Source organism: Polaromonas sp. JS666 (assembly GCF_000013865.1).
Classification (GTDB): Bacteria; Pseudomonadota; Gammaproteobacteria; order Burkholderiales; family Burkholderiaceae_C; genus Polaromonas.
The window spans coordinates 1,149,764-1,171,403 of record NC_007948.1 but is presented as its reverse complement, the minus strand read 5'-3'; the positions used below and the strand labels follow the sequence as shown (position 1 = coordinate 1,171,403).

The 21,640-nt window shown below is 63.1% G+C and carries 18 protein-coding genes and 1 tRNA gene; 13 read left to right on the top strand and 6 right to left on the bottom strand.

The genetic code is table 11. The features are described from left to right. Positions 1 to 76: 76 nt before the first annotated feature. From purH to dusB, 3 genes are all read right to left on the bottom strand, one after another. Positions 77 to 1,660: a bifunctional phosphoribosylaminoimidazolecarboxamide formyltransferase/IMP cyclohydrolase gene (gene purH, locus BPRO_RS05595; protein ID WP_011482086.1), complete on the bottom strand. Its 1,584-nt coding sequence runs from the start codon at positions 1,658 to 1,660 to the stop codon at positions 77 to 79. A gap of 61 nt (positions 1,661 to 1,721) precedes the next feature. Beyond that, positions 1,722 to 1,958, bottom strand: coding sequence for a Fis family transcriptional regulator (locus BPRO_RS05590; RefSeq protein ID WP_011482085.1), 237 nt, complete (start codon positions 1,956 to 1,958; stop codon positions 1,722 to 1,724). Next, entirely contained in the window at positions 1,955 to 3,025 is a 1,071-nt protein-coding gene (gene dusB, locus BPRO_RS05585) for a tRNA dihydrouridine synthase DusB (RefSeq protein ID WP_011482084.1), read from the bottom strand. The genes BPRO_RS05590 and dusB overlap by 4 nt, the downstream gene beginning before the upstream one ends. 157 nt (positions 3,026 to 3,182) lie before the next feature. Between dusB and BPRO_RS05580 the strand changes: the two genes are divergently transcribed. Then, positions 3,183 to 3,665: a YqaA family protein gene (locus BPRO_RS05580; RefSeq protein WP_041388427.1), complete on the top strand. Its 483-nt coding sequence runs from the start codon at positions 3,183 to 3,185 to the stop codon at positions 3,663 to 3,665. Between the two features lie 18 nt (positions 3,666 to 3,683). On the opposite strand, the gene BPRO_RS05575 is transcribed toward BPRO_RS05580, so the two are convergent. From BPRO_RS05575 to BPRO_RS05565, 3 genes are all read right to left on the bottom strand, one after another. Further along, positions 3,684 to 4,430 carry an rRNA pseudouridine synthase gene (locus tag BPRO_RS05575; RefSeq protein ID WP_011482082.1) on the bottom strand — a complete coding sequence of 249 codons (747 nt, stop codon included), beginning with the start codon at positions 4,428 to 4,430 and terminating at the stop codon, positions 3,684 to 3,686. Positions 4,431 to 4,565: 135 nt separating this feature from the next. Next, entirely contained in the window at positions 4,566 to 5,657 is a 1,092-nt protein-coding gene (gene ychF, locus BPRO_RS05570) for a redox-regulated ATPase YchF (protein WP_011482081.1), read from the bottom strand. Between the two features lie 175 nt (positions 5,658 to 5,832). Next, a complete protein-coding gene (locus BPRO_RS05565) occupies positions 5,833 to 6,738 on the bottom strand; it encodes an MOSC domain-containing protein (RefSeq protein ID WP_011482080.1) in 906 nt (301 codons plus the stop codon). Positions 6,739 to 6,875: 137 nt separating this feature from the next. Here BPRO_RS05565 and BPRO_RS05560 point away from each other — a divergent pair, with 137 nt between their 5' ends. The 12 genes from BPRO_RS05560 to mdoH all read left to right on the top strand — a co-directional run bounded on the left by BPRO_RS05560 (position 6,876) and on the right by mdoH (position 21,550). After that, a complete protein-coding gene (locus BPRO_RS05560; RefSeq protein WP_011482079.1) occupies positions 6,876 to 7,997 on the top strand; it encodes an FAD-dependent monooxygenase in 1,122 nt (373 codons plus the stop codon). Between the two features lie 64 nt (positions 7,998 to 8,061). Beyond that, a complete protein-coding gene (locus BPRO_RS05555; protein WP_011482078.1) occupies positions 8,062 to 8,775 on the top strand; it encodes a DsbC family protein in 714 nt (237 codons plus the stop codon). A gap of 275 nt (positions 8,776 to 9,050) precedes the next feature. Next, a complete protein-coding gene (locus tag BPRO_RS05550; RefSeq protein ID WP_041388425.1) occupies positions 9,051 to 10,868 on the top strand; it encodes a M61 family metallopeptidase in 1,818 nt (605 codons plus the stop codon). 144 nt (positions 10,869 to 11,012) lie between these two features. Further along, on the top strand, positions 11,013 to 11,801 hold the full coding sequence (locus tag BPRO_RS05545; protein WP_011482076.1) for an enoyl-CoA hydratase: 789 nt from the start codon (positions 11,013 to 11,015) through the stop codon (positions 11,799 to 11,801). A 37-nt stretch (positions 11,802 to 11,838) separates the two neighbouring features. Then, positions 11,839 to 11,915, top strand: a tRNA-Met gene (locus BPRO_RS05540). Between the two features lie 397 nt (positions 11,916 to 12,312). Next, entirely contained in the window at positions 12,313 to 12,765 is a 453-nt protein-coding gene (locus BPRO_RS05535) for a hypothetical protein (protein ID WP_011482075.1), read from the top strand. Between the two features lie 96 nt (positions 12,766 to 12,861). After that, positions 12,862 to 14,205: a tRNA (N6-isopentenyl adenosine(37)-C2)-methylthiotransferase MiaB gene (gene miaB, locus BPRO_RS05530; RefSeq protein ID WP_011482074.1), complete on the top strand. Its 1,344-nt coding sequence runs from the start codon at positions 12,862 to 12,864 to the stop codon at positions 14,203 to 14,205. Between the two features lie 30 nt (positions 14,206 to 14,235). Continuing rightward, complete coding sequence (locus BPRO_RS05525; RefSeq protein ID WP_011482073.1) at positions 14,236 to 15,657, top strand: sensor histidine kinase; 1,422 nt, start codon at positions 14,236 to 14,238, stop codon at positions 15,655 to 15,657. Next, positions 15,641 to 16,312, top strand: coding sequence for a hypothetical protein (locus tag BPRO_RS05520; RefSeq protein ID WP_011482072.1), 672 nt, complete (start codon positions 15,641 to 15,643; stop codon positions 16,310 to 16,312). The genes BPRO_RS05525 and BPRO_RS05520 overlap by 17 nt, the downstream gene beginning before the upstream one ends. 12 nt (positions 16,313 to 16,324) lie before the next feature. After that, positions 16,325 to 17,725, top strand: a complete 1,401-nt coding sequence (locus BPRO_RS05515) for a sigma 54-interacting transcriptional regulator (RefSeq protein ID WP_011482071.1) — start codon at positions 16,325 to 16,327, stop codon at positions 17,723 to 17,725. 367 nt (positions 17,726 to 18,092) lie between these two features. After that, positions 18,093 to 19,583 (top strand): glucan biosynthesis protein G, encoded by a 1,491-nt coding sequence (locus BPRO_RS05510; RefSeq protein ID WP_041389270.1) that lies wholly within the window; start codon positions 18,093 to 18,095, stop codon positions 19,581 to 19,583. Then, a complete protein-coding gene (gene mdoH, locus BPRO_RS05505; protein WP_041388423.1) occupies positions 19,559 to 21,550 on the top strand; it encodes a glucans biosynthesis glucosyltransferase MdoH in 1,992 nt (663 codons plus the stop codon). The genes BPRO_RS05510 and mdoH overlap by 25 nt, the downstream gene beginning before the upstream one ends. Positions 21,551 to 21,640: the final 90 nt, after the last annotated feature.

The window sequence follows — 21,640 nt, the reverse complement described above, 5'->3', positions numbered from 1 at the left end:
CACCCGCTATCAATTCAATAGCTGACGGCGCCCATTTAATCGGTGCCAGCACTTTTCCTGACCAGGCAAACGCCTCTCAGTGCCTGAAGTGCCGCACGCCGGTCAGCACCATCACCACCTCGCGGTCGTTGGCCGCGGCGATCACCTCGTCATCGCGCATGCTGCCACCTGGCTGGATGACGCAGGTCGCTCCCGCGTCCACCACCACGTCAAGCCCGTCGCGGAACGGAAAGAACGCGTCGCTGGCAACGGCCGATCCCTGCAGCGTCAGGCCGGCATTTGCAGCTTTGATCGAGGCGATGCGTGCCGAGTCGATGCGGCTCATCTGGCCCGCACCCACACCCAGCGTCATGCCGCCCGAGCAAAACACGATGGCATTGGATTTCACGTATTTCGCGACCTTCCAGGCAAACAGCATGTCGTGCAGCTGCTCCTGCGTCGGTTGCAGCTTGCTGACGACCTTCAGCTCGCCGATGGCCAGCTCGTGGTTATCCGCGGTCTGCATCAGAAGGCCCGAACCCACACGCTTGACGTCGATCAAATTGCGGCCCTGCTTCCACGCCGTATCGCCGCCGGGCGGCAGGTCAATTTGCAGAATCCGCACGTTGACCTTGGCCTTGAACACTTCCAGCGCTTCGGGCGAAAAGGCCGGCGCCATCAGCACTTCAACGAACTGCTTCGAAATTTGCAGCGCGGCGTGCTCGTCGAGAGGACAGTTCAACGCGATGATGCCGCCGAACGCGGATGTGGGATCGGTCTTGAAGGCCTTGCTGTAGGCCTCCAGCCCATCCTTGCCCACGGCCACACCGCAGGGGTTGGCATGCTTGACGATCACGCAGGCGGCACCATCCTTGAGGAAATCAAAGCTCTTGACGCATTCCCAGGCGGCGTCGGCATCGGCAATGTTGTTGTAGGAGAGTTCCTTGCCCTGCAGCTGTTTGGCGGTCACGAGCGAACCCGGCGCGGGGTACAAATCCCGGTACAGCGCGGCCTGCTGGTGCGAATTTTCGCCATAACGCAAATCCTGCACCTTGATGAAACGGCCATTGGCCTGGCCCGGAAACAGGCTGTGCGTGCCATCAGCCTGAATGCCCGAGAGATAGTCGCTGATGGCACCGTCGTACTGGCTGATGCGGTTGAATGCCGCCACCGACAGGGCGAATTTGGTCTGGTCCGTCAGCTTGCCGCCGGCCTTGAGTTCGTCCAGCACCCCGGCGTACTGCGAGGCATCGGTCAACACGCCCACGTCCTTCCAGTTTTTGGCGGCCGAGCGCACCATGGCCGGGCCACCGATGTCGATGTTTTCGATCGCGTCTTCCAGCGTGCAGCCGGCCTTGGCCACCGTCGCCTCAAACGGATAGAGGTTGACGACCAGCAGGTCAATCGTGTCTATCTGGTGCGCTTTCAGGGCGGCCATATGCTCGGGCACATCACGCCGCGCCAGCAGTCCGCCATGCACCTTGGGGTGCAGCGTCTTGACGCGACCGTCGAGCATTTCCGGAAAGCCCGTGAGCTCCGCCACCTCGGTCACCGGCAGGCCGGCCTCGGCCAGCAACTTGGCCGTGCCGCCGGTGGAAATCAGCTTGATGCCCAACGCATGCAGCGCCTGGGCAAATTCGAGGATACCGGTCTTGTCGGAGACGGAAATCAATGCGTTCATTTTTGTCTTTGAAAAAATGCCGTGCCGGCAAACCGGACGGTGATATGTACAGGGCTTGTTCTTATTTGATGAGCTTGTGCTCAACCAGCTTCTTGCGAAGGGTGTTGCGGTTCAGCCCCAGCCACTCGGCGGCGCGCGACTGGTTTTGCTCGGCATGCTGCATGACCACTTCCAGCAGGGGTTTTTCAACCACCCGGACCATCATGTCGTACATGCCATCGGGATCGGTACCGCGCAGGTCCCTGAAATAGCCCTCGAGACTGGTGCGTACGCACTCTTCTATGTGTTTTTTGCTCATGCAGCAGCTTCCTCCTGATTTTTATCTTTGTTCATCCATGCCTGCCTCGGCCCGCTCCCGGCGTCCCCAGTTGCCGGAATGCGGTCCATCCGGTCGCCAAGCGCCTCGAAAAAATCCCCGACTGCGCGCAGCTGTGCCTCGCAGTCTTCCAGCAGATTCATCTTTGCGCGAAACACCTCACCACCCGGCAAGGTCTTGACATACCAGCCGATGTGCTTGCGTGCGGTGCGCACACCGGTGTATTGGCCATACAGATCATAGTGATCCAGCAAATGATCGAGCAACAGGCGTCTGACTTCCGCGACCAGCGGCGGCGCAAGATGCGTGCCCGTGGCCAGGAAATGCGCCACCTCGCGGAAAATCCAGGGCCGTCCCTGGGCCGCACGACCAATCATCACGGCATCGGCACCGGTGTAAGCCAGCACATCGCGGGCTTTTTCCGGACTGCTGATATCGCCATTGGCCACCACCGGAATGCGCAAGGCCGACTTCACCGCGGCAATGGTGTCATATTCGGCCAAGCCCTTGTATCCCTGCTCGCGCGTGCGGCCATGCACGGTAACCATCTGCACGCCGGCGCTTTCAGCCGCGCGCGCAATCGCCAGGGCGTTTTTGTGGGCCTGGCACCAGCCGGTGCGCATCTTGAGCGTGACAGGAACGCCATGGGGGGCGCAGGCGGCGACGACGGCCTCCACAATCTGCAGCGCCAGCGTTTCGTCCTGCATCAGGGCCGAGCCGGCCCATTTGTTGCACACCTTCTTGGCCGGGCAACCCATGTTGATGTCGATGATTTGAGCGCCGCGGTCCACGTTGTAGGCCGCAGCTTCGGCCATCATCTGCGCGTCGGTGCCGGCAATCTGCACCGCAATCGGCGCAGCCTCGCCGGCATGGTTGGCACGGCGCGAAGTCTTCAGGCTGTCCCACAAATCGCGGCGCGAGGTCACCATCTCGCTGACCGCATAGCCCGCCCCCAGCTTTTTGCACAGCTGGCGAAACGGCCGGTCCGTCACACCAGCCATGGGCGCAACAAACAGTCTGTTTGCCAAAGCGTAGGGGCCAATGTTCATGGAAAAAATGAGGGGCGCTGATTGCGGAAAACCGAAGGCATGATTGTAGCTGCCTAAAATTTCAGCAATTGAAATTTGCACACGGATATGTAAGCGCCCTGCCTACAGGACTTGCGCTGGCCGCTGCCTATACTCCAACGCTCATGCCCCAATGCTTATGGAAATCTGGATCCACCGCCTCATAGAACTCCTTGCCTTGCCGGAATACGGTCTGAGCACGGTGTTTGTGGTGTCGTTCATTTCCGCCACGCTGCTGCCGCTGGGTTCCGAGCCCGTGGTGTTCGGGCTCGTCAAGCTCAACCCCGCCATGTTCTGGCCGGCAGTGCTGGTCGCCACGGCTGGCAACACCCTGGGCGGCGCGCTGGACTGGTGGATGGGTTACGAGGCGCATGTCGTCGTGGACAAGTTCCAGCACTCCTCGCACCACGGCCGCGCCGTCCGCTGGCTGGAAAAACTCGGGCCCAAGGCCTGCCTGCTGTCTTGGCTGCCGGTGGTGGGGGACCCGCTGTGCGCGGTGGCGGGCTGGCTCAAGTTTCCTTTTTGGCCCTGCCTGGCTTACATGGTGATCGGCAAATTTGCGCGCTACTTTTTGATGACGGGCAGTTTGATCTGGGCGTTTCCGGGCGTGATCGGCCCCTGAACAACACCCTCCCCCGCCTCAAAACCGCTCATGGGGCAACAGGTAGCGCCATCGGCCGGACTGCAGGTTACTCATGGGAACTCGGCCAATGCGCAGGCGCTTCATGGCCTCCACCCTGAGCCCGACGCTTTCGCACATGTAGGCAATCTGCCCGGGCCGCTCGCCCTTGAGCGCGAAACGCAGGCGCGCCTCGCTTTGCCAGCTCACCTTGGCCGGCGGCAGCAGTACGCCGTTGAAGGTGAAACCGTGATCAATGCGATTCAGGCGCTCCAGGCCGCCGGGCTTGATCTCTCCTGTCACCTCCACAATCACCTCGTGCTCCAGCACACCGGCATCTTCGCGAAGCTTGCGTGCCACACGCCAATCCTGGGTGAACACCACCAGCCCGCTGGCCGCCGTGGCCAGAGGCGTGACCAGTTCAGCGGCGGAAAAATGTTTTTTGAGCGGACGAATGCCGGACCGGTCGTCTGGCGACTGGTTGGCGGCAACCAGAAGCTCGGCGGCAGAGGGAACGCCGCGGCCTGCCGGTGCGTCCAGCCCTGCCTCGTGGCCCGCCGGTTTGTGCAGCAACAAAGTGACCGGCGCGAGGGCCAGCAGACTGGCGTCTTTTGACAATTCGATGGTCTGGTCCAGCACGCGAAACTGGGGTTCTTCCACCACCACGCCGTCGACCGTGACCCAGCCGCCTTCGATGTACTGCTCTGCCTCGCGGCGCGAACAGGACAGCATTTCAGCAAGACGTTTGGCGAGGCGTACAGGTTCCATGGAAAAAAAAGTCCCGGTGAGTACGGTGGGCGGGTAGCGCCCGATGGCCATCAAAAATCAGCTTTCGGCCCTCGTTCCGCGACGACCATGGCAAGAGGCTTGAACGATTTCCTGCCGGGCGGCAATCGGCCAGTTTCAGCTGCTGAACAGGAAGTTCATCACGTCGCCATCCTTGACGACGTAGTCCTTGCCTTCACTGCGCATCTTGCCGGCGTCTTTGGCACCCTGCTCACCCTTGAAGGCGATGAAGTCATCATATGCAATGGTCTGGGCACGGATGTAGCCCTTCTCGAAATCGGTGTGAATCACGCCGGCGGCTTGCGGGCCGGTATCGCCAACATGGATGGTCCAGGCACGCACTTCCTTCACGCCCGCCGTGAAGTAGGTCTGCAGGCCCAGCAGCTTGTAGGCGGCCATGATCAGGCGGTTCAGCCCGGGCTCGTCCTGGCCGATTTCAGCGAGGAACATTTTTTTGTCTTCTTCCTCCATGTCGGCCATTTCGGCTTCCATCTTCGCGCAGATTGCCACCACGGGCGCCTTTTGCTCGGCCGCGTAGGCTTTCAGACGATCCAGGAAAGGATTGTTCTCAAAACCATCTTCAGCCACGTTGGCCACAAACATGGCGGGCTTGGCGGTGATCAGGAAAAACTGCGCCAGCAGGGGTTGCTCTTCCTTGCTGAACTCCAGGGTGCGCACGGGTTTGGCTTCATTCAAGGCTGCCTGGCATTTTTCCAGAATCGCCACCAGCCGGGCGGACTCCTTGTCGCCGGAGCGCGCGGTCTTGGTCACCCGATGCAGGGCCTTTTCAACCGCCGCGAGATCAGCCAGGCACAACTCGGTCTGGATCACTTCAATGTCGGAGATCGGGTCCACCTTGCCGGCCACGTGAACCACGTTGTCGTCTTCAAAGCAGCGCACCACATTGATCGTGGCATCGGTTTCACGAATATGGGCCAGAAACTTGTTGCCCAGGCCCTCGCCGGTGCTGGCACCGGCCACCAAACCGGCAATATCCACAAACTCGACAATCGCACGTTGAACCTTTTGCGGGTTGACGATGGCAGAGAGTGCGTCCAGACGTGCGTCGGGCACTTCCACAATGCCCACATTGGGCTCAATCGTGCAAAAAGGGTAGTTTTCGGCCGCGATCCCCGCTTTGGTCAACGCATTGAACAGGGTGGATTTTCCGACGTTAGGCAAGCCTACGATGCCGCACTTCAAACTCATGACAAACCTTCAAAAACAGATCCAGAAGTGTATTCGATGCCCGGAAACGGACGTTCCCGGCGCCTCATCGGGCCCGGGCGTGTTAGCCCCAGCGCAGGCTCTGGGCTCCGGGCCGCACCGGCCGCCCGATGACGCCTGCGATGGTGTTCCAGCTAACCGGTGATATCAAAAAACCCTAGTCGAAGCGATAGTTGGCGCTGACCTTCTGGCCGACCCTGAGCAGGTGGTCGATACCGCGCAAAACGATGGCATTCATGCCGAAAGTCAGTGCGCCATTGACCCGCGCGTCCTGGCGGTAGGTTTGCAGCATGTCCGTGACTTCCGGGCTGCTGGTGGCGGTGGCCGGATCAATGTTGGGAATCGGGCAGCGCGGGCAAGGCTTGACCGGCTTGAGTTGCACCGAACCCTGCTCGGTGGCAATCTGCAGCAGGTCGAGCCGGTCTTCGTCGTGCGGCCCAATTTCGCCGCCGTCTGCATTGCCCAGCACCATGTTGGGCCGAAAGCGCGCCATACCCACGGCGGCAGCGCCCGAGGCAAGCAGCCTTGCATTGAGGTTGTCGAGCGACGCCTCGCTCAGGACCAGCAGCGAATAGCCGTCGCTGAACTGGTTGAGCGCCTCGACGTCGCCGGTCCACTGGCGGCTGGAGACTCTTTTGTGCTCGGGGTCAAATCGCACCAGGCGCGCCGGCGTGCCCAGAAAATCGGTGAACCATTGGGCCGCGATGGGGCCCATGTCATAAGCGGCGACCTCATCGTCCCAGACCCGCACCCGCACCGGCCCCTCCACTTCATCCAGCGCGACATGCAGGGCCAGCATGCCGGGCGCGCGCAGCACCATGTCGTGGTACCTGAGTTGGGGTTGAATCAGCGCCATGCGCGGCAATTCGCGCTGCGTGAGGAACGCGCCCTTTTCGTCCACCACCATCCAGGCCCTGTCAAATTCAAGCCCTGTCTCGGTCAGGATGGCTTCCTGCACACTCACCCCGGCGCAGGATTTCACCGGGTACACCCACAGCTGTGAAATGACCGCAGCCAGGTCCGAAGATGTGTTCGCCGTTGCGTGGTTCAAAGAATCGCTCACTTTCGTCAAGTCCTTACCGATGAAGGGGGCGGCATGCTCGTGAATGCCTGCTGCCTCCCGCCTGCGCCAGCCCGCTGTTCGCCAGCCGGCCAGCCCTGCATAAACCGTCAATTCTGCACTGCCTTCTAAAATGAGGAATGTCCAAGCCCTTTGATGTCTGTATTCGCGGCGACGGTGTGGTGGGTCGCACCCTGGCCTTGCTGCTGGCGCGCGAGCGTTTGCGCGTGGCGCTGGTCACCAGGCCCGACAGGGCGCCCGCAGCGCAGGCCGCAGCCGATGTGCGCGCGTACGCGCTGAACAGCGCCTCCCGGCGGGTGCTGGAAACCCTGCGGGCCTGGCCCGATACGCCTTTTGCAACACCCGTTCTGGAGATGCAGGTGTGGGGAGACGATGGCGGCAAGCTGGATTTCACGGCGCAAAGCCTGGACGCTGGCGAAACAGAACGGGCACTGGCCTGGATCGTCGACGTACCAGCACTGGAGGAGCAACTGATCCAGGCGGTGCGCTACCAACCCCAGATTGAACTGGTGGAGGCGCCAGTCAAAGCCGCCCTCACCGTGGTCTGTGAAGGTCAAAAGAGTCGCAGCCGCGATGAATTTGGCGCGCACTGGACCGTCAAGCCCTACCCCCAAAAAGCCATCGCCGCCCGGCTCGACTCGGACAAACCCCATGGCGGCATCGCCCGCCAATGGTTTGCCCATGGCGACATCCTGGCCCTTTTGCCTTTATCTGGCGCGGCAGGGACCTCTGTGGCACTGGTGTGGTCTGTGCCTGTTGAGCGTGCGGGCGAGCTGGAAAAACTGCCACCGGAGCAATTCTGCGCCGCCCTGCAAGCCGTCTGCGGCCAGGAAGCGGGTACCTTGCGTTTGACGAGCGAGCGGGCCAGTTGGCCCCTGGCGCTCTCCAATGCAGCGCACTGGGTTGGGCCGGGCTGGGCACTTGCGGGCGATGCGGCACATACCGTGCACCCGCTGGCCGGGCAGGGCCTGAACCTGGGCCTGGCCGACGCAGAAGCGCTTGCCAGGGTGATTTCGGAGCGTGAGTACTGGCGCGGACTGGGTGATGAAAAACTGCTGCGCCGCTACGAGAGGGCACGCAAGGCAGACGTGGCCGCCATGGACGCCGTGACCGATGGCCTGCACGGACTCTTTGCGCAAACCGACGGGCGCTGGCAGGCGTTGCGCAACTGGGGCATGAAGGGGTTTGCCCGGAGCGCCCTCCTGAAGAACTGGGTTGCGCGGCGGGCCGCAGGTAAATGACGTTGCGGAAACAACCGGAACCAACCGGACCAAATCGGAACAAACAGGATCACGCGGGAAAAACATGAAATTCTTAAAAACAATCGCCGTCATGGGCCTGATAGCGTTCAGCCTGGATGCTGCGCTGGCGCAGGAAGCCGCCATCCGGAAAAACCTGGCGGAAAGACTGCCCGTTTTCTCGAAGATCGACGAAGTCAGCAAAACACCGATGAACGGGTTGTACGAAATTCGCGTCAACGAAACCGAGATTTTCTACACCGATGCGGAAGGCAATTTTTTGCTGCAGGGCAACCTGTTCGACACCCGGGCCAAACGCAACCTGACCGAAGAACGCGTTGAAAAGCTCACCGCGATAGACTTTGGCGCGTTGCCATTCAAGGACGCCTTTACCGTGGTGCGCGGCAACGGCAAACGCAAGATGGCGGTCTTTGAAGATCCCAACTGTGGTTATTGCAAGCGGTTTGAACGCGACCTGCAGAAAATCAGCGACGTGACGGTTTACATGTTTCTGTTTCCCATCCTGGGCCCCGATTCGGCTGAAAAATCACGCAACATCTGGTGCGCCAAGGACAAGGCCAAGGCCTGGACCGACCTGATGGTTCGGGATCAACCGGCGCCCAAGGCCAGCTGCGACACGACCGTCCTGGAGCGCAACCTGGAGTTCGGGAAAAAGCGCAAGATCACCGGCACCCCTACCCTCTTTTTTGTCGATGGTTCCCGTGTGCCGGGCGCCATCAGCGCCCAGCAGGTCGAAAAGCTTCTCACCGAGGCCAAGTAAGGCTTGCCATCGACGCGTGCCTGACAGACGGTACGCCTGCCAGCAGCCGCAGTGACCGCGCCCGGCTGCCTGCAAGCGCTGCAATTGGCTGAGTTCCGCTTGAGGGAGGGCCCCGAAAACACCCCCCGGTTCTTGACGGCGCCTCCCCTTCAAGCTGGCTGCGGGTGGCTGACTGCCACGCGGTGCCCTCAAGGTGTCCGCTTTGAAGCCGCACAGTTCTTTGCCTTCAATCATCAGGGTGGAGTATTCTTTTGCCCAACACGCCAAGCCTCCACATGAAAAACAAAATACGACCCGCCACCTCCATTCACTACCGCGTGGAGGTGGCCGATCCCAATGCACACCTCTTTCGCGTGACACTCACCATCCCGCTGCCAGCCGCCGAGCAGCGGGTGGCCCTGCCGGTGTGGATTCCAGGCAGCTACCTGGTGCGGGAGTTCTCAAAAAACCTTCAATGCCTGGGGGCGCGACAGGGAAGCCGCAAGCCTGTCCCGGTGGAGCAACTGGACAAATGCACCTGGCAGATCCGCTGCGACCCGACCACACCACTGGTGCTGACCTATGAAGTCCATGCCCGCGACAGCTCGGTACGCACCGCCTGGCTGGATGCCGACCGCGGTTTTTTCAATGGCACCAGCCTGTGCCTGAAAGCAGAAGGACAAGAGAACGTGCCGCATGTGCTGGAACTGCCGGCGCCCAAGGCGCTGGCCCACTGGACAGTGGCCACTGGTTTGACCGCACAAAAGGTCAACAAGCGCGGCTTTGGCACGTATGTGGCGGCCGATTACGACGAACTGGTCGATTGCCCGGTCGAGATGGGCACGTTCTGGAGCGGTACCTTCAGCGCCTGCGGCGTGCCGCACCGCTTTGTGGTGGCCGGTGCCGCCGCCACGCTGGACGGTGACCGGCTGCTGGCCGATACCCAAAAAATCTGCGAAGCCGAAATCCGTTTCTGGCACGGCAGCAAAAAACCCCTCTATAAAAACTACCTGTTCATGCTCAACGCAGTGGACGACGGTTATGGCGGACTGGAGCACCGCAACTCCACGGCCCTGATCTGCAACCGCAAGGACCTGCCGCGGCTGGGCGAACCCAAACCATCCGAGGGTTACACCACGCTGCGCGGCCTCATCAGCCACGAGTATTTCCATACCTGGAACGTCAAGCGCCTGCGCCCAGGAGAATTCGACAGCTACCACTACGACCGCGAGAACTACACCGGACTGCTGTGGTTCTTTGAAGGCTTCACCAGCTATTACGATGACCTCCTGTTACGCCGGGCGGGCCTGCTGGACAACGCGGCCTACCTGAAGCTGCTGAACAAAACCATCAACCAGGTGATGCAGACACCGGGCCGGCTGGTGCAGTCGGTGGCCCAGGCCAGCTTTGACGCCTGGGTGAAGTACTACCGGCCGGATGAAAACACGCCCAACGCCACGGTGAGCTACTACACCAAGGGCGCGCTGGTGGCCCTGTGTTTTGACCTGACCTTGCGCAGCGAGAGCCGGCCAACACAAGGCGCCAGCGCTGGCGCGACGCTGGACGATGTGATGCGCGCGCTCTGGCAGCGCTGCAAGGCGGGGCCCATGCGCGAGGCTGATTTCGAGCAGGCCCTACTGACCCTGGGTCACCGCTCCTATGCGCCCGAACTGGCACGCTGGGTGCATGGCCGGGCCGAGCTTCCCCTGAAAGAACTGCTGCAACAGCACGGCGTGGCCGTATTCGAAGAGCCTGCCCAGCTGGCGCAGCGGCTGGGCCTGCGTGTCGGCGAAAGTCAGGGTGTGCAAATCAAGGCCGTGCTGCGCGGCGGGGTTGCCGAGCAGGCTGGTTTCGCGGCTGGCGATGAATGGCTGGGACTGGAGCCTGCGGGCAGCGCACGGACACGCCATGCCGGCCAACCGGACGGCTGGCGCATGAGCCGGCTGGACGACCTGCTGCTCTACGCGGGGACGGCCAAAAAAGTCGTTGCGCTGGTATCGCGCGACAAGCGGCTGATGCGGCTGGATCTAGCCATGCCGCCCGCACTCACAACCTGGCGGCTGGCGGTCCAGGATGCCGGATTGGTCGACCAGTGGCTGGCACCCAACCCCTGAACGCCTGGCGCTGTGGACGCAGGTTGGCGAGGCGCCATGTCGAGGGAGCGCGTGTCCCGCCCGCACCGCTGTCGGGAAGCTCGCATGACGCCGAAAACCGGCTGGAACGTGGCATGATAAATCGGTAACAAAGAAGGACTTTCCATGAGCTACGAAACGATTGTGACCTCTACCCAGGGCCCCGACACGCGCAAGGTGGGCATCATCACCCTGAACCGGCCCAAGCAGCTCAACGCGCTCAATGACCAGCTCATGGATGAACTGGGAAGCGCACTCAAGGGCTTTGATGCGGACAACAGCGTGGGCTGCATCATCCTGACCGGCAGTGACAAGGCCTTTGCAGCCGGCGCCGACATCAGCGTCATGGCGAACTACGGCTTTGCCGACGTCTACAACAACGATTTCATCACCCGCAACTGGGAGCAGATCCGCGGCGTTCGCAAGCCGGTGATTGCCGCCGTGAGCGGTTTTGCGCTGGGCGGCGGTTGCGAGCTGGCCATGATGTGCGACTTCATCATTGCCGCCGACAACGCGAAATTCGGCCAGCCCGAAATCAAGCTGGGCATCATCCCCGGTGCCGGCGGTACGCAGCGCCTGCCGCGGGCGGTCGGCAAGGCCAAGGCGATGGACATGACCCTGACAGGACGCATGATGGACGCCGCCGAGGCAGAACGCGCCGGCCTGGTCAGCCGGGTAGTGCCGCTGGACAAACTGATGGATGAGGCGTTAGGGGCGGCTCTGATGATTTGCAGTTATGGCCCGATTTCCCTCATGGCCGCCAAGGAGGCGATCAACCGCGCCTTTGAAAGCGGGCTCAGTGACGGCGTGATGTTTGAGCGACGGCTTTTCCACGCGACCTTCGCCACCGATGACCAAAAAGAAGGCATGGACGCCTTTTTGAACAAACGCAAGCCCGTGTTCAGCCATCGCTGATACCGGCCTTTTCAAGCGGCTATAATATCGGTCGCGCGGTGATATAGCTCAGTTGGTTAGAGCGCAGCATTCATAATGCTGATGTCGGTGGTTCAAGTCCACCTATCACCACCAAACACCCAGGAAGGCGGGCCGATCAATGATCGGCCCGCCTTTTTCTTTGGCCAGCTGGCGGCGCAGGGAACGGCTCCTCTGGCCCAGGTCGATGGTTGCAGGAAGCAGAGTCAACGTCAGAGCTCGCAACCATGCAGTGTCCAACCATGTGAAAAGACTCGCCTCGGAAATGGGCCCCGCCACGGATATATCTGGGGCAATGATCTGCGGCATTGACTTCAGGTCGGAGCTTTAAACCGTTGATTCATAAAGTTTTTCGGACAGTGCGGTAGAATTGCCTGCCGACCGCAGACGCCTGCAAAAGCCTCGCAAACAGGGTCTCGCCGATGAATCGGTCACAACCGCCAAGGCGCCTGCCGGCCTCCCCCTTATTTTTCACAGCCTCTGGACACATACCATGAACCGCTGCACCCACCGCCTGATGGCCGTCCTGATCATCACAGCCGCCGCCGGCCTGTTCAGCACGCGCCTTGCCGCCCAGACAGATGACGCCCCACCCAAGGCCAGGGAGTTCCCCAAAGCCGCGCTGCGCGGCGAGATGGTGATCCTGGCCGTACCCGAGATATCCATCAACGGCAAGGCTGACCGGCTCGCCGCCGGTGCGCGCATACGCGACGCCAGCAATCAATTTGTGCTTCCGGGCCCGCTGACCAACCAGGCGCTGGTGGTCAACTACCTGCGCGACAACATCGGTCAGGTGCAGCAGGTCTGGATCCTCACCGCTGAGGAAGCGAAGGAAAAGCGGGCCGGCTCCGCCAACACCATTTTCAACTTCATCACCGGCACGGCCGCGGCACCCAGCGACAACGGCAAGACGCCTTACACACAGCTGCCGGCCTACAAGCAGTAATCCGGCGAAATCCCTCGCCAGACAAGCCTTTCGCCCCATTCGGCCCTTTCGCCTTTCATGCAAGGGCGAATAAAGCTATCACTTATATAGCAAATCATGAGCAAAAAAGTTTTTATCAAAACCTTCGGGTGCCAGATGAACGAGTACGACTCGGACAAGATGTCCGACGTACTGCATGCGGCAGAGGGCTACGAGCCCACCCAGAATGTCGACGAAGCCGACCTGATCCTGTTCAACACCTGCTCGGTGCGTGAAAAGGCGCAGGAAAAAGTCTTCAGTGACCTGGGCCGCGTCAAGCACCTGAAGGAAAAAGGCGTGCTCATCGGCGTGGGCGGTTGCGTGGCCAGCCAGGAAGGCGCGGCCATCATCCAGCGCGCGCCTTATGTTGACGTGGTGTTCGGTCCCCAGACGCTGCATCGCCTGCCGGACCTGCTGGCCAAACGCGCGCGACTGAACAAACCCCAGGTCGACATCAGCTTTCCCGAAATCGAGAAGTTCGATCACCTGCCGCCGGCCCGCGTGGAAGGTGCCAGCGCCTTTGTCAGCATCATGGAGGGCTGCTCCAAGTACTGCAGCTACTGCGTCGTGCCGTACACGCGCGGCGAAGAGGTCTCTCGGCCGTTTGACGACGTGCTGGTCGAAGTGGCCGGCCTAGCCGACCAGGGTGTGAAAGAAGTGACGCTGCTGGGGCAAAACGTCAACGCCTACCGCGGCCCCATGGGTGACACGGCCGAGATCGCCGATTTCGCCACGCTGCTCGAATACGTGTCTGACATCCCCGGCATCGAGCGCATCCGCTACGTCACCAGCCACCCCAACGAGTTCACGCAAAGCCTGATCGACGCCTATGCCCGGCTGCCCAAGCTGGTCAACCACCTGCACCTGCCGGTGCAGCACGGCTCGGACCGGATACTGATGGCCATGAAGCGCGGCTACACCGCGATGGAATACAAAAGCACCATCCGCAAGCTGCGAGCCATCCGCCCGGACCTGGCGATGAGCAGCGATTTCATTGTGGGCTTTCCTGGCGAAACCGAAGACGACTTCAACAAGATGATGAAGCTGATCGACGATGTTGGCTACGACACCTCCTTCAGTTTCATCTACAGCCCGCGGCCGGGCACGCCCGCGGCCGCCCTGCACGACGATACGCCGCACGAGGTCAAGCTCAGGCGCCTGCAGCATTTGCAGGCCACGATTGACGACAGCGTGCGCGCCATCAGCGCCAGTCGCCTGGGCACGGTGCAGCGCATCCTGGTGGAAGGCGCGTCGCGCAAGGACCCGACCGAGCTGATGGGCCGCACCGAGTGCAACCGGGTGGTCAATTTCAAGGGCCAGCCGCGGCTGATCGGCCAGATGGTCGACATCACCATCACACAGGCGACACAGCGCTCGCTGCGCGGCGAAGTCCTGACGCGGGACGTCGCCGTGCAGGCCTGAGGCAACGGGTTGCGCCAATACACCACGCACATGCTGCAGCGATTTTCGTTTCGGCAACTGCTTGTCATCGCGTTCCTGCTGATCGCCGCCTTGCTGGGCGCCGCGTCGCTGCGCGCGCTGTTTACCCTGGAAGATCTCACGCAGCAAAGCCGTGACAGCGCAGCCCGCGCGCTCGAACTGGGCAGCGCGGCCCAGTCGCTGGGCGAGCGCAGCGTCTCGATGGAACGCACCTCCAGGCAATCGGTGGTACTGGACGATCGGGTGCTCCGCGAGCGCTTCGATGACGAGGTCCGCGAGTCGACAGCTGTGCTGGACAGCCTGGTGAGAAATGGCATTCCGGCGGTCAAGGCACGGCAGTGGCGCGCCCACCTGCAGACCATCGCCAGCCTGATGTCTGGACCGCCGGCAACCGCGCTGGACCGCGAGCGCCAGCTGGCGCAGGAGTTTCGCGAGCTGGAGGGGGTCAATGCAACGATCGCGATGCAGGTGCAGCAGGCCATACAGCAGCGCAACAAATTACTGGAAGGCCGACTGGAAGCCAGCCGCCAACGCCTGGCGCAGCAAGTGGGCTGGGCCATCGCCCTGGCGGTGGTCATGGCGCTGGCTTTTGGCATCTGGTTCACGCTGCCGCTGAAACGCCTGGAGCATGCCATTGTGGGCCTCGGTGAAAACCGGCTGGACCAGGTGATTGCGATCCAGGGGCCGGCAGACCTGGCCCTGGTGGGTCAGCGGCTGAACTGGCTGCGGCTGCGGCTGGTCGAGCTGGATGCCGACAAGTCCCGCTTTTTACGCCACATCTCGCACGAGCTCAAGACGCCGCTGGCCTCCCTGCGTGAAGGGGTGTCGCTGCTGGAAGACGGCGTCGCCGGTCCCTTGAGCGATGACCAGCGCGAGATTGCCCAAATCCTGAAGCACAACACCGGCGTGCTGCAGGGACAGATCGAGGATTTGCTGCGCTTCAACACGGCAGCGTTCGAAGCGCGCCAGTTGCGCAGGCAGACGTTGGACCTGCTGCAGCTCATGGAGGAGCAGGTCGACGCGCAGCGCCTGCAATGGCGCGCGCGGGAACTGTCGGTGGCCGTCGTGGGTGAGCCGCTCCGGATGGAGCTGGACCCCGAGAAAATCGGGACTGCGCTGGCCAACCTGCTGTCCAACGCCATCCGCTACTCACCGCCCAGGGGCATGATCCGCCTGGAGCTGGTGGCGCTGCCGGGCCGGGTCCGCATCGATATTCACGACCAGGGCATCGGCGTCGCTGCGGCCGACCGCGAGCGGATTTTCGAGCCCTTCTTTCGCGGCGAGCGGCAACCCGCCGACGTGGTACGCGGCAGCGGAATTGGCCTGTCCATCGTGCACGAATACATCGCGGCGCACGGCGGGCGCCTCGAACTGCTGCCAGACCAACCTGGTGCACACTTGCGGATTGAGCTTCCCCATGTTTCCAAATCCTGACTTTTCCACACGCCGCATCCACGCGGGCCTGCTGGCCCTGGCGGCTGCGGCTGCACTGGCGGCCTGCAGTACCGGCCCCTCCCGGCAGGATGTCAGGCAAGGGGGCCAGACGGCGGCGCAGTCTGCGGCAGGCGATCGTGCTGCGCGCGCCAACGCCACCCCGACCGTCACGGTGGCCAAGCCGACCCCGCCGGCCGAGACCGACGCCATCGTCCGCGTGCTGGCCTACGCCGAGCGGGTCCGTGTGATGCCGCCCGCCGAACTGGGCCAGGAAGTCGCGCGGCTGGGCGACGCGTCCACCCCGAGCGACCAGTTGCGGCTGTCGCTGGTCCTGAGCCAGCTTCATCAATTGCCTGACCTGATACGGGCGCAGGAGTTGCTGGCCCGGGTGCTCGGCAATGCGGACGCGGAAGCCCAGGCGCTGCATCCGCTGGCCCGCCTGCTGGCCTCGCGTTTTGGCGAGCAGCGCCGCCTGGAAGAACAGCTTGAAAAACAGAACCAGCAGGTGCGCGATGTGCAGCGCAAGCTGGACCAGACCAATGAAAGGCTGGAGGCGCTCAAGGCCATTGAACGCAGCCTGGCAAGCCGCCCCCCGGCTGCGCCCGCATCGTCCCCGGCACCGGCCACCAACCGCGGCCGGTCTGCGGCGCCGTGAAAGAGGGACGCCATGAGTGACTCCTCGACGAGTTCCGCCGCGACGGCGACCCCGTCGGCCCATCTGCTGGTCGTTGACGACGACCCGGACATGCTGCGCCTGCTGACGATACGGCTCACCGCGGCGGGTTACCGCGTGACGGCGGTCACCTCTGCAGAGGCTGCCATGACCCAGCTCCATATCGAGCGGCCGCAGCTGGTGCTGAGCGACGTGCAGCTTCCCGGCCGGGATGGCCTGGCCCTGTTTGACGACATCCGCGCCCGGCATCCGTCGCTGCCGGTGATCCTGCTGACGGCGCATGGCACCATTCCCGATGCGGTGGAGGCGACCGAGCGAGGTGTCTTCACCTACCTGACCAAACCTTTTGATGGCAAGGGCCTGCTCGACAAGATCGCCCAGGCGCTGGCGCTGAGCGCGCCTTCGCATCCGGCCAAGCGGGGCAGCCCCGAGGCATGGCAACACCAGATCATCAGCCGCTCCAGCCGCATGGCCGAAGCGCTGGCGGAAGCGCGCATGATCTCGCAATCGGATGCCAGTGTGCTGCTGCGCGGTGAAAGCGGCACCGGCAAGGAACTGCTGGCCCAGGCCATCCACCAGGCCAGCCCGCGCGCCGGCAAACCCTTTATTGCCGTCAACTGCGGCGCCATCCCCGAGGCCCTGCTGGAGTCGGAACTGTTCGGCCACGTCAAGGGCGCCTTCACCGACGCGGTGGCCAGTCACAAGGGCTTGTTCCAGGCGGCCGATGGCGGCACCTTGTTGCTTGACGAGATTGGCGACATGCCGCCGGCCCTCCAGGTCAAGCTGCTGCGCGTGCTGCAGGAGCGGGTGGTGCGGCCCCTGGGCTCAAGCCAGTCCATCCCGGTGGACGTGCGCATCATCTCGGCCACGCACCGCGACCTGGACGCCGCCATGGCCGAGGGCCAGTTCCGCGCCGATCTGTATTACCGCCTCAATGTGGTGACGCTGACGCTGCCGCCGCTGTCGGAGCGCCGCGAAGACATTCCCTTGCTGGCCAACCATTTCCTCATCAAGCTGGCCAACAAGTACGACAAGCGCCTGAGCGGCTTCGCCCCGGAAGCCATCAAGGCCCTGACCACGGCCGCCTGGCCAGGCAATGTGCGACAGCTCTACAACGTGGTGGAGCAGGTCTGTGCGCTGTCGACGACGCCGCTCGTGCCACTGGCCCTGGTGCAGCGCGCCCTGCGCTCGCCCAGTGTGCAGGTACTTACTTTTGCAGAGGCCAGGCAACGTTTTGAGCGCGACTACCTGGTCGGCCTGCTCAAACTGACCGATGGCAATGTGGCCGACGCCGCGCGCCTGGCCGACCGTAACCGCACCGAGTTTTACCGCCTGATGCAAAAACACGGCCTGACCCCCGGGCATTTCAAGGCCGACAACGCCACCGCTGCCTGACGGCTGGCGCAGGCCGCGCCGCCGGGCAGTCGCTGGCTGGCGACAGCCCTGGAGGCCTGATTTCAAAGGGATTTTTCTTCCAGACCCAGCGGGCTGTCGCTCTCAGGCGACAAAAAAGCGGCTTTGGACCGGCTTTTGTGGATCTGGCGCCGCCATCCCAAAGATATTCTGGCCAAGTGCTTGATTTAAAAGGGGTTTTCAGAACTGGCACAGGGTTTGCCCTAGTCAGACGATGGAAACCTTTTTCAGCCTCTGTCGCAGCAAAGTTTTCGCTCCTTCCCGAGCTCCTTCGGGAGCCCCTGTTTCGCACCGGGGCAACGCCTGGCGGGCCCGCCTGACCGCCCTGGCATGCCTGGGCCTGCTGGCAATGGGCGCGGGCCAAGCCCGCGCCTGGAGCCTGGACGATGTCGCCGGTCTGGCCCGCGAGCGCGCCCAGACACCCTTCAAACCCGCCACGCAAGCCATGCCGGCCGAACTCGCCAACCTCGACTACGACGGTTACCGCGACATCCGTTTCAACCCGGCCAGTACGGTTTGGCGAGCCGACAAGCTCCCGTATGAAGTGAATTTCTTCCACATCGGCAGGGAGGTGGCCTCGGTTCGCATCCATGAGATCACGCCCGAAGGCGTCAAACCGGTCCCCTACCGCCCCGCCGAATTCAATTACGGAAAAAACAGCCTGTCGCCAGAAAAGTGGGGCGACCTCGGCCATGGCGGGCTGCGCGCTTTCAGCAACCTGAACTCGGCCACGTACAAGGACGAACTGGCGGTCTTCCAGGGCGCCAGCTACTTCAGGGCGCTGGGGACAGGCCAGCGCTACGGCCTGTCGGCCCGTGGCCTGGCGGTTGACACCGTGGGCGGTGGCAAGGAGGAATTTCCGCGCTTCACCGATTTCTGGCTGGAAAAACCCGCGGCCGATGCGAAGCGGCTGACGGTTTACGCGCTGATGGACTCGCAGCGCATGACAGGCGCCTACCGTTTTGACATCACACCGGGTGAGCAGACCACCACCGCGGTGCAGGCACGCATCTTCATGCGGGACAACAAGCAGCCGGGGGCGCAAACGCCGGTCAAGACGCTGGGGCTGGCACCGCTGACCAGCATGTTTTTCTTTGGCGAGAACCAGCCCCGCCCCGGCGACTTCCGCCCCGAGGTACACGACTCCGACGGCCTGATGATTGCGACCGGAGAGGGGGAATGGCTGTGGCGTCCGCTGCAGAACCCGGCCTCGCCGCTGGTCACCTCGTTTCGCATGAAAAGCCTCAAGGGCTTCGGCCTGATGCAGCGCGACCGCGCATTCAGCAACTATGAGGACACCGAAGCACGTTACGAACTCCGTCCCAGTGCCTGGGTGACACCGGTCGGCGACTGGGGTGCCGGCCGTGTGGAACTCCTGCAGTTTGGCACGCCCGACGAGACCCATGACAACGTGGCGGCCTACTGGGTGCCCGACAGAATGCCCGCCCCCGGCGAGTCCCTGGACCTGGCGTGGCAGATCGCCTGGCAGGGCAAAAACCAGCAACTGCCGCCCAACGGCTGGGTGACGCAATCGCGCCGCGGCATTGGTTTTTCGAAGCCGGGAACCGACCTCACGGGGCAGGTCCAATACGTCATCGATTTTGCGGGCCCGGCGCTCGATGCCTTGCCCGAGAACGCCGCCGTGCGGGCCATTGCCACCGCCAGTGCCAACGGCCGTGTGCTCGAAAGCCTGGCTTACCGCAACCCCGCCACGGGCACCTGGCGCATGACCTTGCGCGTGCGGCGACTCAACCCGGCCCAGCCGGTCGAACTGCGCGCCTTCCTCCAACACAACAGCAACACCCTGAGTGAAACATGGACCAACCTCATCACACCTTGATCCAGCCCGGCCGCCGCAGCACCCTGCGTGAAGAGCGTCACCCGAACTCGGTCACCGCGCCGCCCATCCATCGCGGCTCCATGGTGCCGCGTCCATGGCGTGGCTTCTGGAACAGCCTGGGCACGGTCGCGCTGATGCCCCTGGTGCGGCTGACCACCCGCAGGCCGGACCGCGTGTCGCCGCGCGAGAAGCTGGAGCCCTGGCAGCATGCGGCGCAACGCCGCCGGGCCATCTTTGTGGTGCTGACGCTGGTGAGCACGGTGCTGGCCACCTGGATTTTTGCCGACATGCAGCCCAACTATGACAACGCCTGGCTGGAGTATGGCCAGATCAGCCTGTTTGCGCTGCTGTCGGCCTGGGTCGTCACGGGCTTCATGACGGCCATGATGGGGTTTTATGTGACTCTGTTCGGAGATGCCCGGGCCCTGTCGGCCAAAAAGGTGCAGCACTACCCGCTGGATGAGGCCACGCGCACGGCCATCATCATGCCGATCTGCAACGAAGATGTGCGCACCGTGTTCGCCGGCCTGCGCGCCACCTGCGAGTCGGTGGCGATGACCGGCCATGTGAAAAACTTCGACGTGTTTGTGCTGTCCGACAGCAGCCATCCGGCCATCATCAGGGCCGAGCGGGCCGCCTGGGAAGACCTGCGCAGCCAGCTGGCCAGCCACCCCGAGCAGCCGCAGATCGAGGTGTATTACCGCCTGCGTAAACGCCGCACCGACCGCAAGGCCGGCAACGTGGCCGACTTCTGCCGCCGCTGGGGCAAGGACTACCGCTACATGGTGGTGCTGGATGCCGACAGCGTGATGAGCGGCGACTGTCTGGTCGCTATGGTCAAGCTGATGGAAGCCAACCCCAAGGCCGGCATCATCCAGACGGCGACCCAGGCCATCGGCCATGTGACGCTGCATGCGCGTGCGCAGCAGTTCGCCTCGCGCGTGACGGGCCGCCTCTTCACGCTCGGCATGCAGTTCTGGCAGATGGGCGAGTCGCACTACTGGGGCCACAACGCCATCATCCGCATCGCCCCCTTCATGCAGCACTGCGCGCTGGCGCATATCAAGGGTACGGGCGGCATGGCGGGCAGCATCATGTCGCATGACTTCGTGGAAGCCGCGCTGATGCGCCGCGCCGGCTTCCACGTCTGGCTGGTGGCCGACCTGGTGGGCAGCTATGAGCAGCAGCCGCCCGATTTGCTGGCCGAATTGCAGCGCGACCGCCGCTGGTGCCAGGGCAATTTGCAAAACTCGCGGCTGATTGCCGAGCCCGGCCTCCACCCGGTGCACCGCTCCATGTTTGCCACCGGCGCCATGGCCTACCTGTCAGCGCCGCTGTGGCTGTGCTTCCTGACGCTGGGAACGGCGCTGTGGCTGTCGGGCTCGCCGATGATGAGCGACTGGGCCCTGCTGCCGGGCGAACTCGTGTCGCTCTGGGCCTGGACACTGTGCATGCTGTTTTTACCGCGCATCCTCGGTCTTGCAGCCGTGCTGATCAACCGCCAGCAGCAGGCGTACGGCGGCACGGCCAGCCTGCTGCGCAGCGCGCTGCTGGAAACCCTCATTGCCCTGCTGCAGGCGCCCATCCGCATGCTGGCGCATTCGCTGTTTGTGGCGGTTGCGCTGACAGGCCTGAAGCTGGAATGGAAATCGCCTCCGCGCGAAGCCGCCGCAGTGCCCTGGCGGCATGCATTGGCGCAGCTCGCCCCGATGAGCGCGGTGATTGCCCTGCTGGCTGCCGGCATCGCCATGATCGATGCCGGCGCACTGGTCTGGCTGCTGCCCGTGGGCTTGCCCCTGCTGCTGGCGATTCCGATGACCGTGCTCACCAGCCAGGTGGGTATGGGTGCGGCCCTGCGCGCGCAAAGCTACCTGCTGATTCCGGAAGAAACCCGGTCACCGGCCGTGCTGCGCCGCGCCTGGCTGCATGCCAGCCGCCGGGCCACGCCGCGGCTCAGTGCCGCCTGACAGCAAGCGAGAACCGGACCGGCGGCACCCAGCTATCTTTACGATAGCTGGTGACGTTTTTACTCATTGGCCTAGCGGCGTTTTTATATA

Coding starts and splice junctions, on each gene's coding strand:
- BPRO_RS05550 (WP_041388425.1), top strand. CDS start 9,051: ATGAAAAACAAAATACGACCCGCCACCTCCATTCACTACCGCGTGGAG.
- miaB (WP_011482074.1), top strand. CDS start 12,862: ATGAGCAAAAAAGTTTTTATCAAAACCTTCGGGTGCCAGATGAACGAG.
- BPRO_RS05555 (WP_011482078.1), top strand. CDS start 8,062: ATGAAATTCTTAAAAACAATCGCCGTCATGGGCCTGATAGCGTTCAGC.
- BPRO_RS05535 (WP_011482075.1), top strand. CDS start 12,313: ATGAACCGCTGCACCCACCGCCTGATGGCCGTCCTGATCATCACAGCC.
- purH (WP_011482086.1), bottom strand. CDS start 1,660: ATGAACGCATTGATTTCCGTCTCCGACAAGACCGGTATCCTCGAATTT.
- BPRO_RS05590 (WP_011482085.1), bottom strand. CDS start 1,958: ATGAGCAAAAAACACATAGAAGAGTGCGTACGCACCAGTCTCGAGGGC.
- BPRO_RS05525 (WP_011482073.1), top strand. CDS start 14,236: ATGCTGCAGCGATTTTCGTTTCGGCAACTGCTTGTCATCGCGTTCCTG.
- BPRO_RS05575 (WP_011482082.1), bottom strand. CDS start 4,430: ATGGAACCTGTACGCCTCGCCAAACGTCTTGCTGAAATGCTGTCCTGT.
- BPRO_RS05560 (WP_011482079.1), top strand. CDS start 6,876: ATGTCCAAGCCCTTTGATGTCTGTATTCGCGGCGACGGTGTGGTGGGT.
- BPRO_RS05520 (WP_011482072.1), top strand. CDS start 15,641: ATGTTTCCAAATCCTGACTTTTCCACACGCCGCATCCACGCGGGCCTG.
- BPRO_RS05515 (WP_011482071.1), top strand. CDS start 16,325: ATGAGTGACTCCTCGACGAGTTCCGCCGCGACGGCGACCCCGTCGGCC.
- mdoH (WP_041388423.1), top strand. CDS start 19,559: ATGGACCAACCTCATCACACCTTGATCCAGCCCGGCCGCCGCAGCACC.
- ychF (WP_011482081.1), bottom strand. CDS start 5,657: ATGAGTTTGAAGTGCGGCATCGTAGGCTTGCCTAACGTCGGAAAATCC.
- BPRO_RS05580 (WP_041388427.1), top strand. CDS start 3,183: ATGGAAATCTGGATCCACCGCCTCATAGAACTCCTTGCCTTGCCGGAA.
- BPRO_RS05545 (WP_011482076.1), top strand. CDS start 11,013: ATGAGCTACGAAACGATTGTGACCTCTACCCAGGGCCCCGACACGCGC.
- BPRO_RS05510 (WP_041389270.1), top strand. CDS start 18,093: ATGGGCGCGGGCCAAGCCCGCGCCTGGAGCCTGGACGATGTCGCCGGT.
- dusB (WP_011482084.1), bottom strand. CDS start 3,025: ATGAACATTGGCCCCTACGCTTTGGCAAACAGACTGTTTGTTGCGCCC.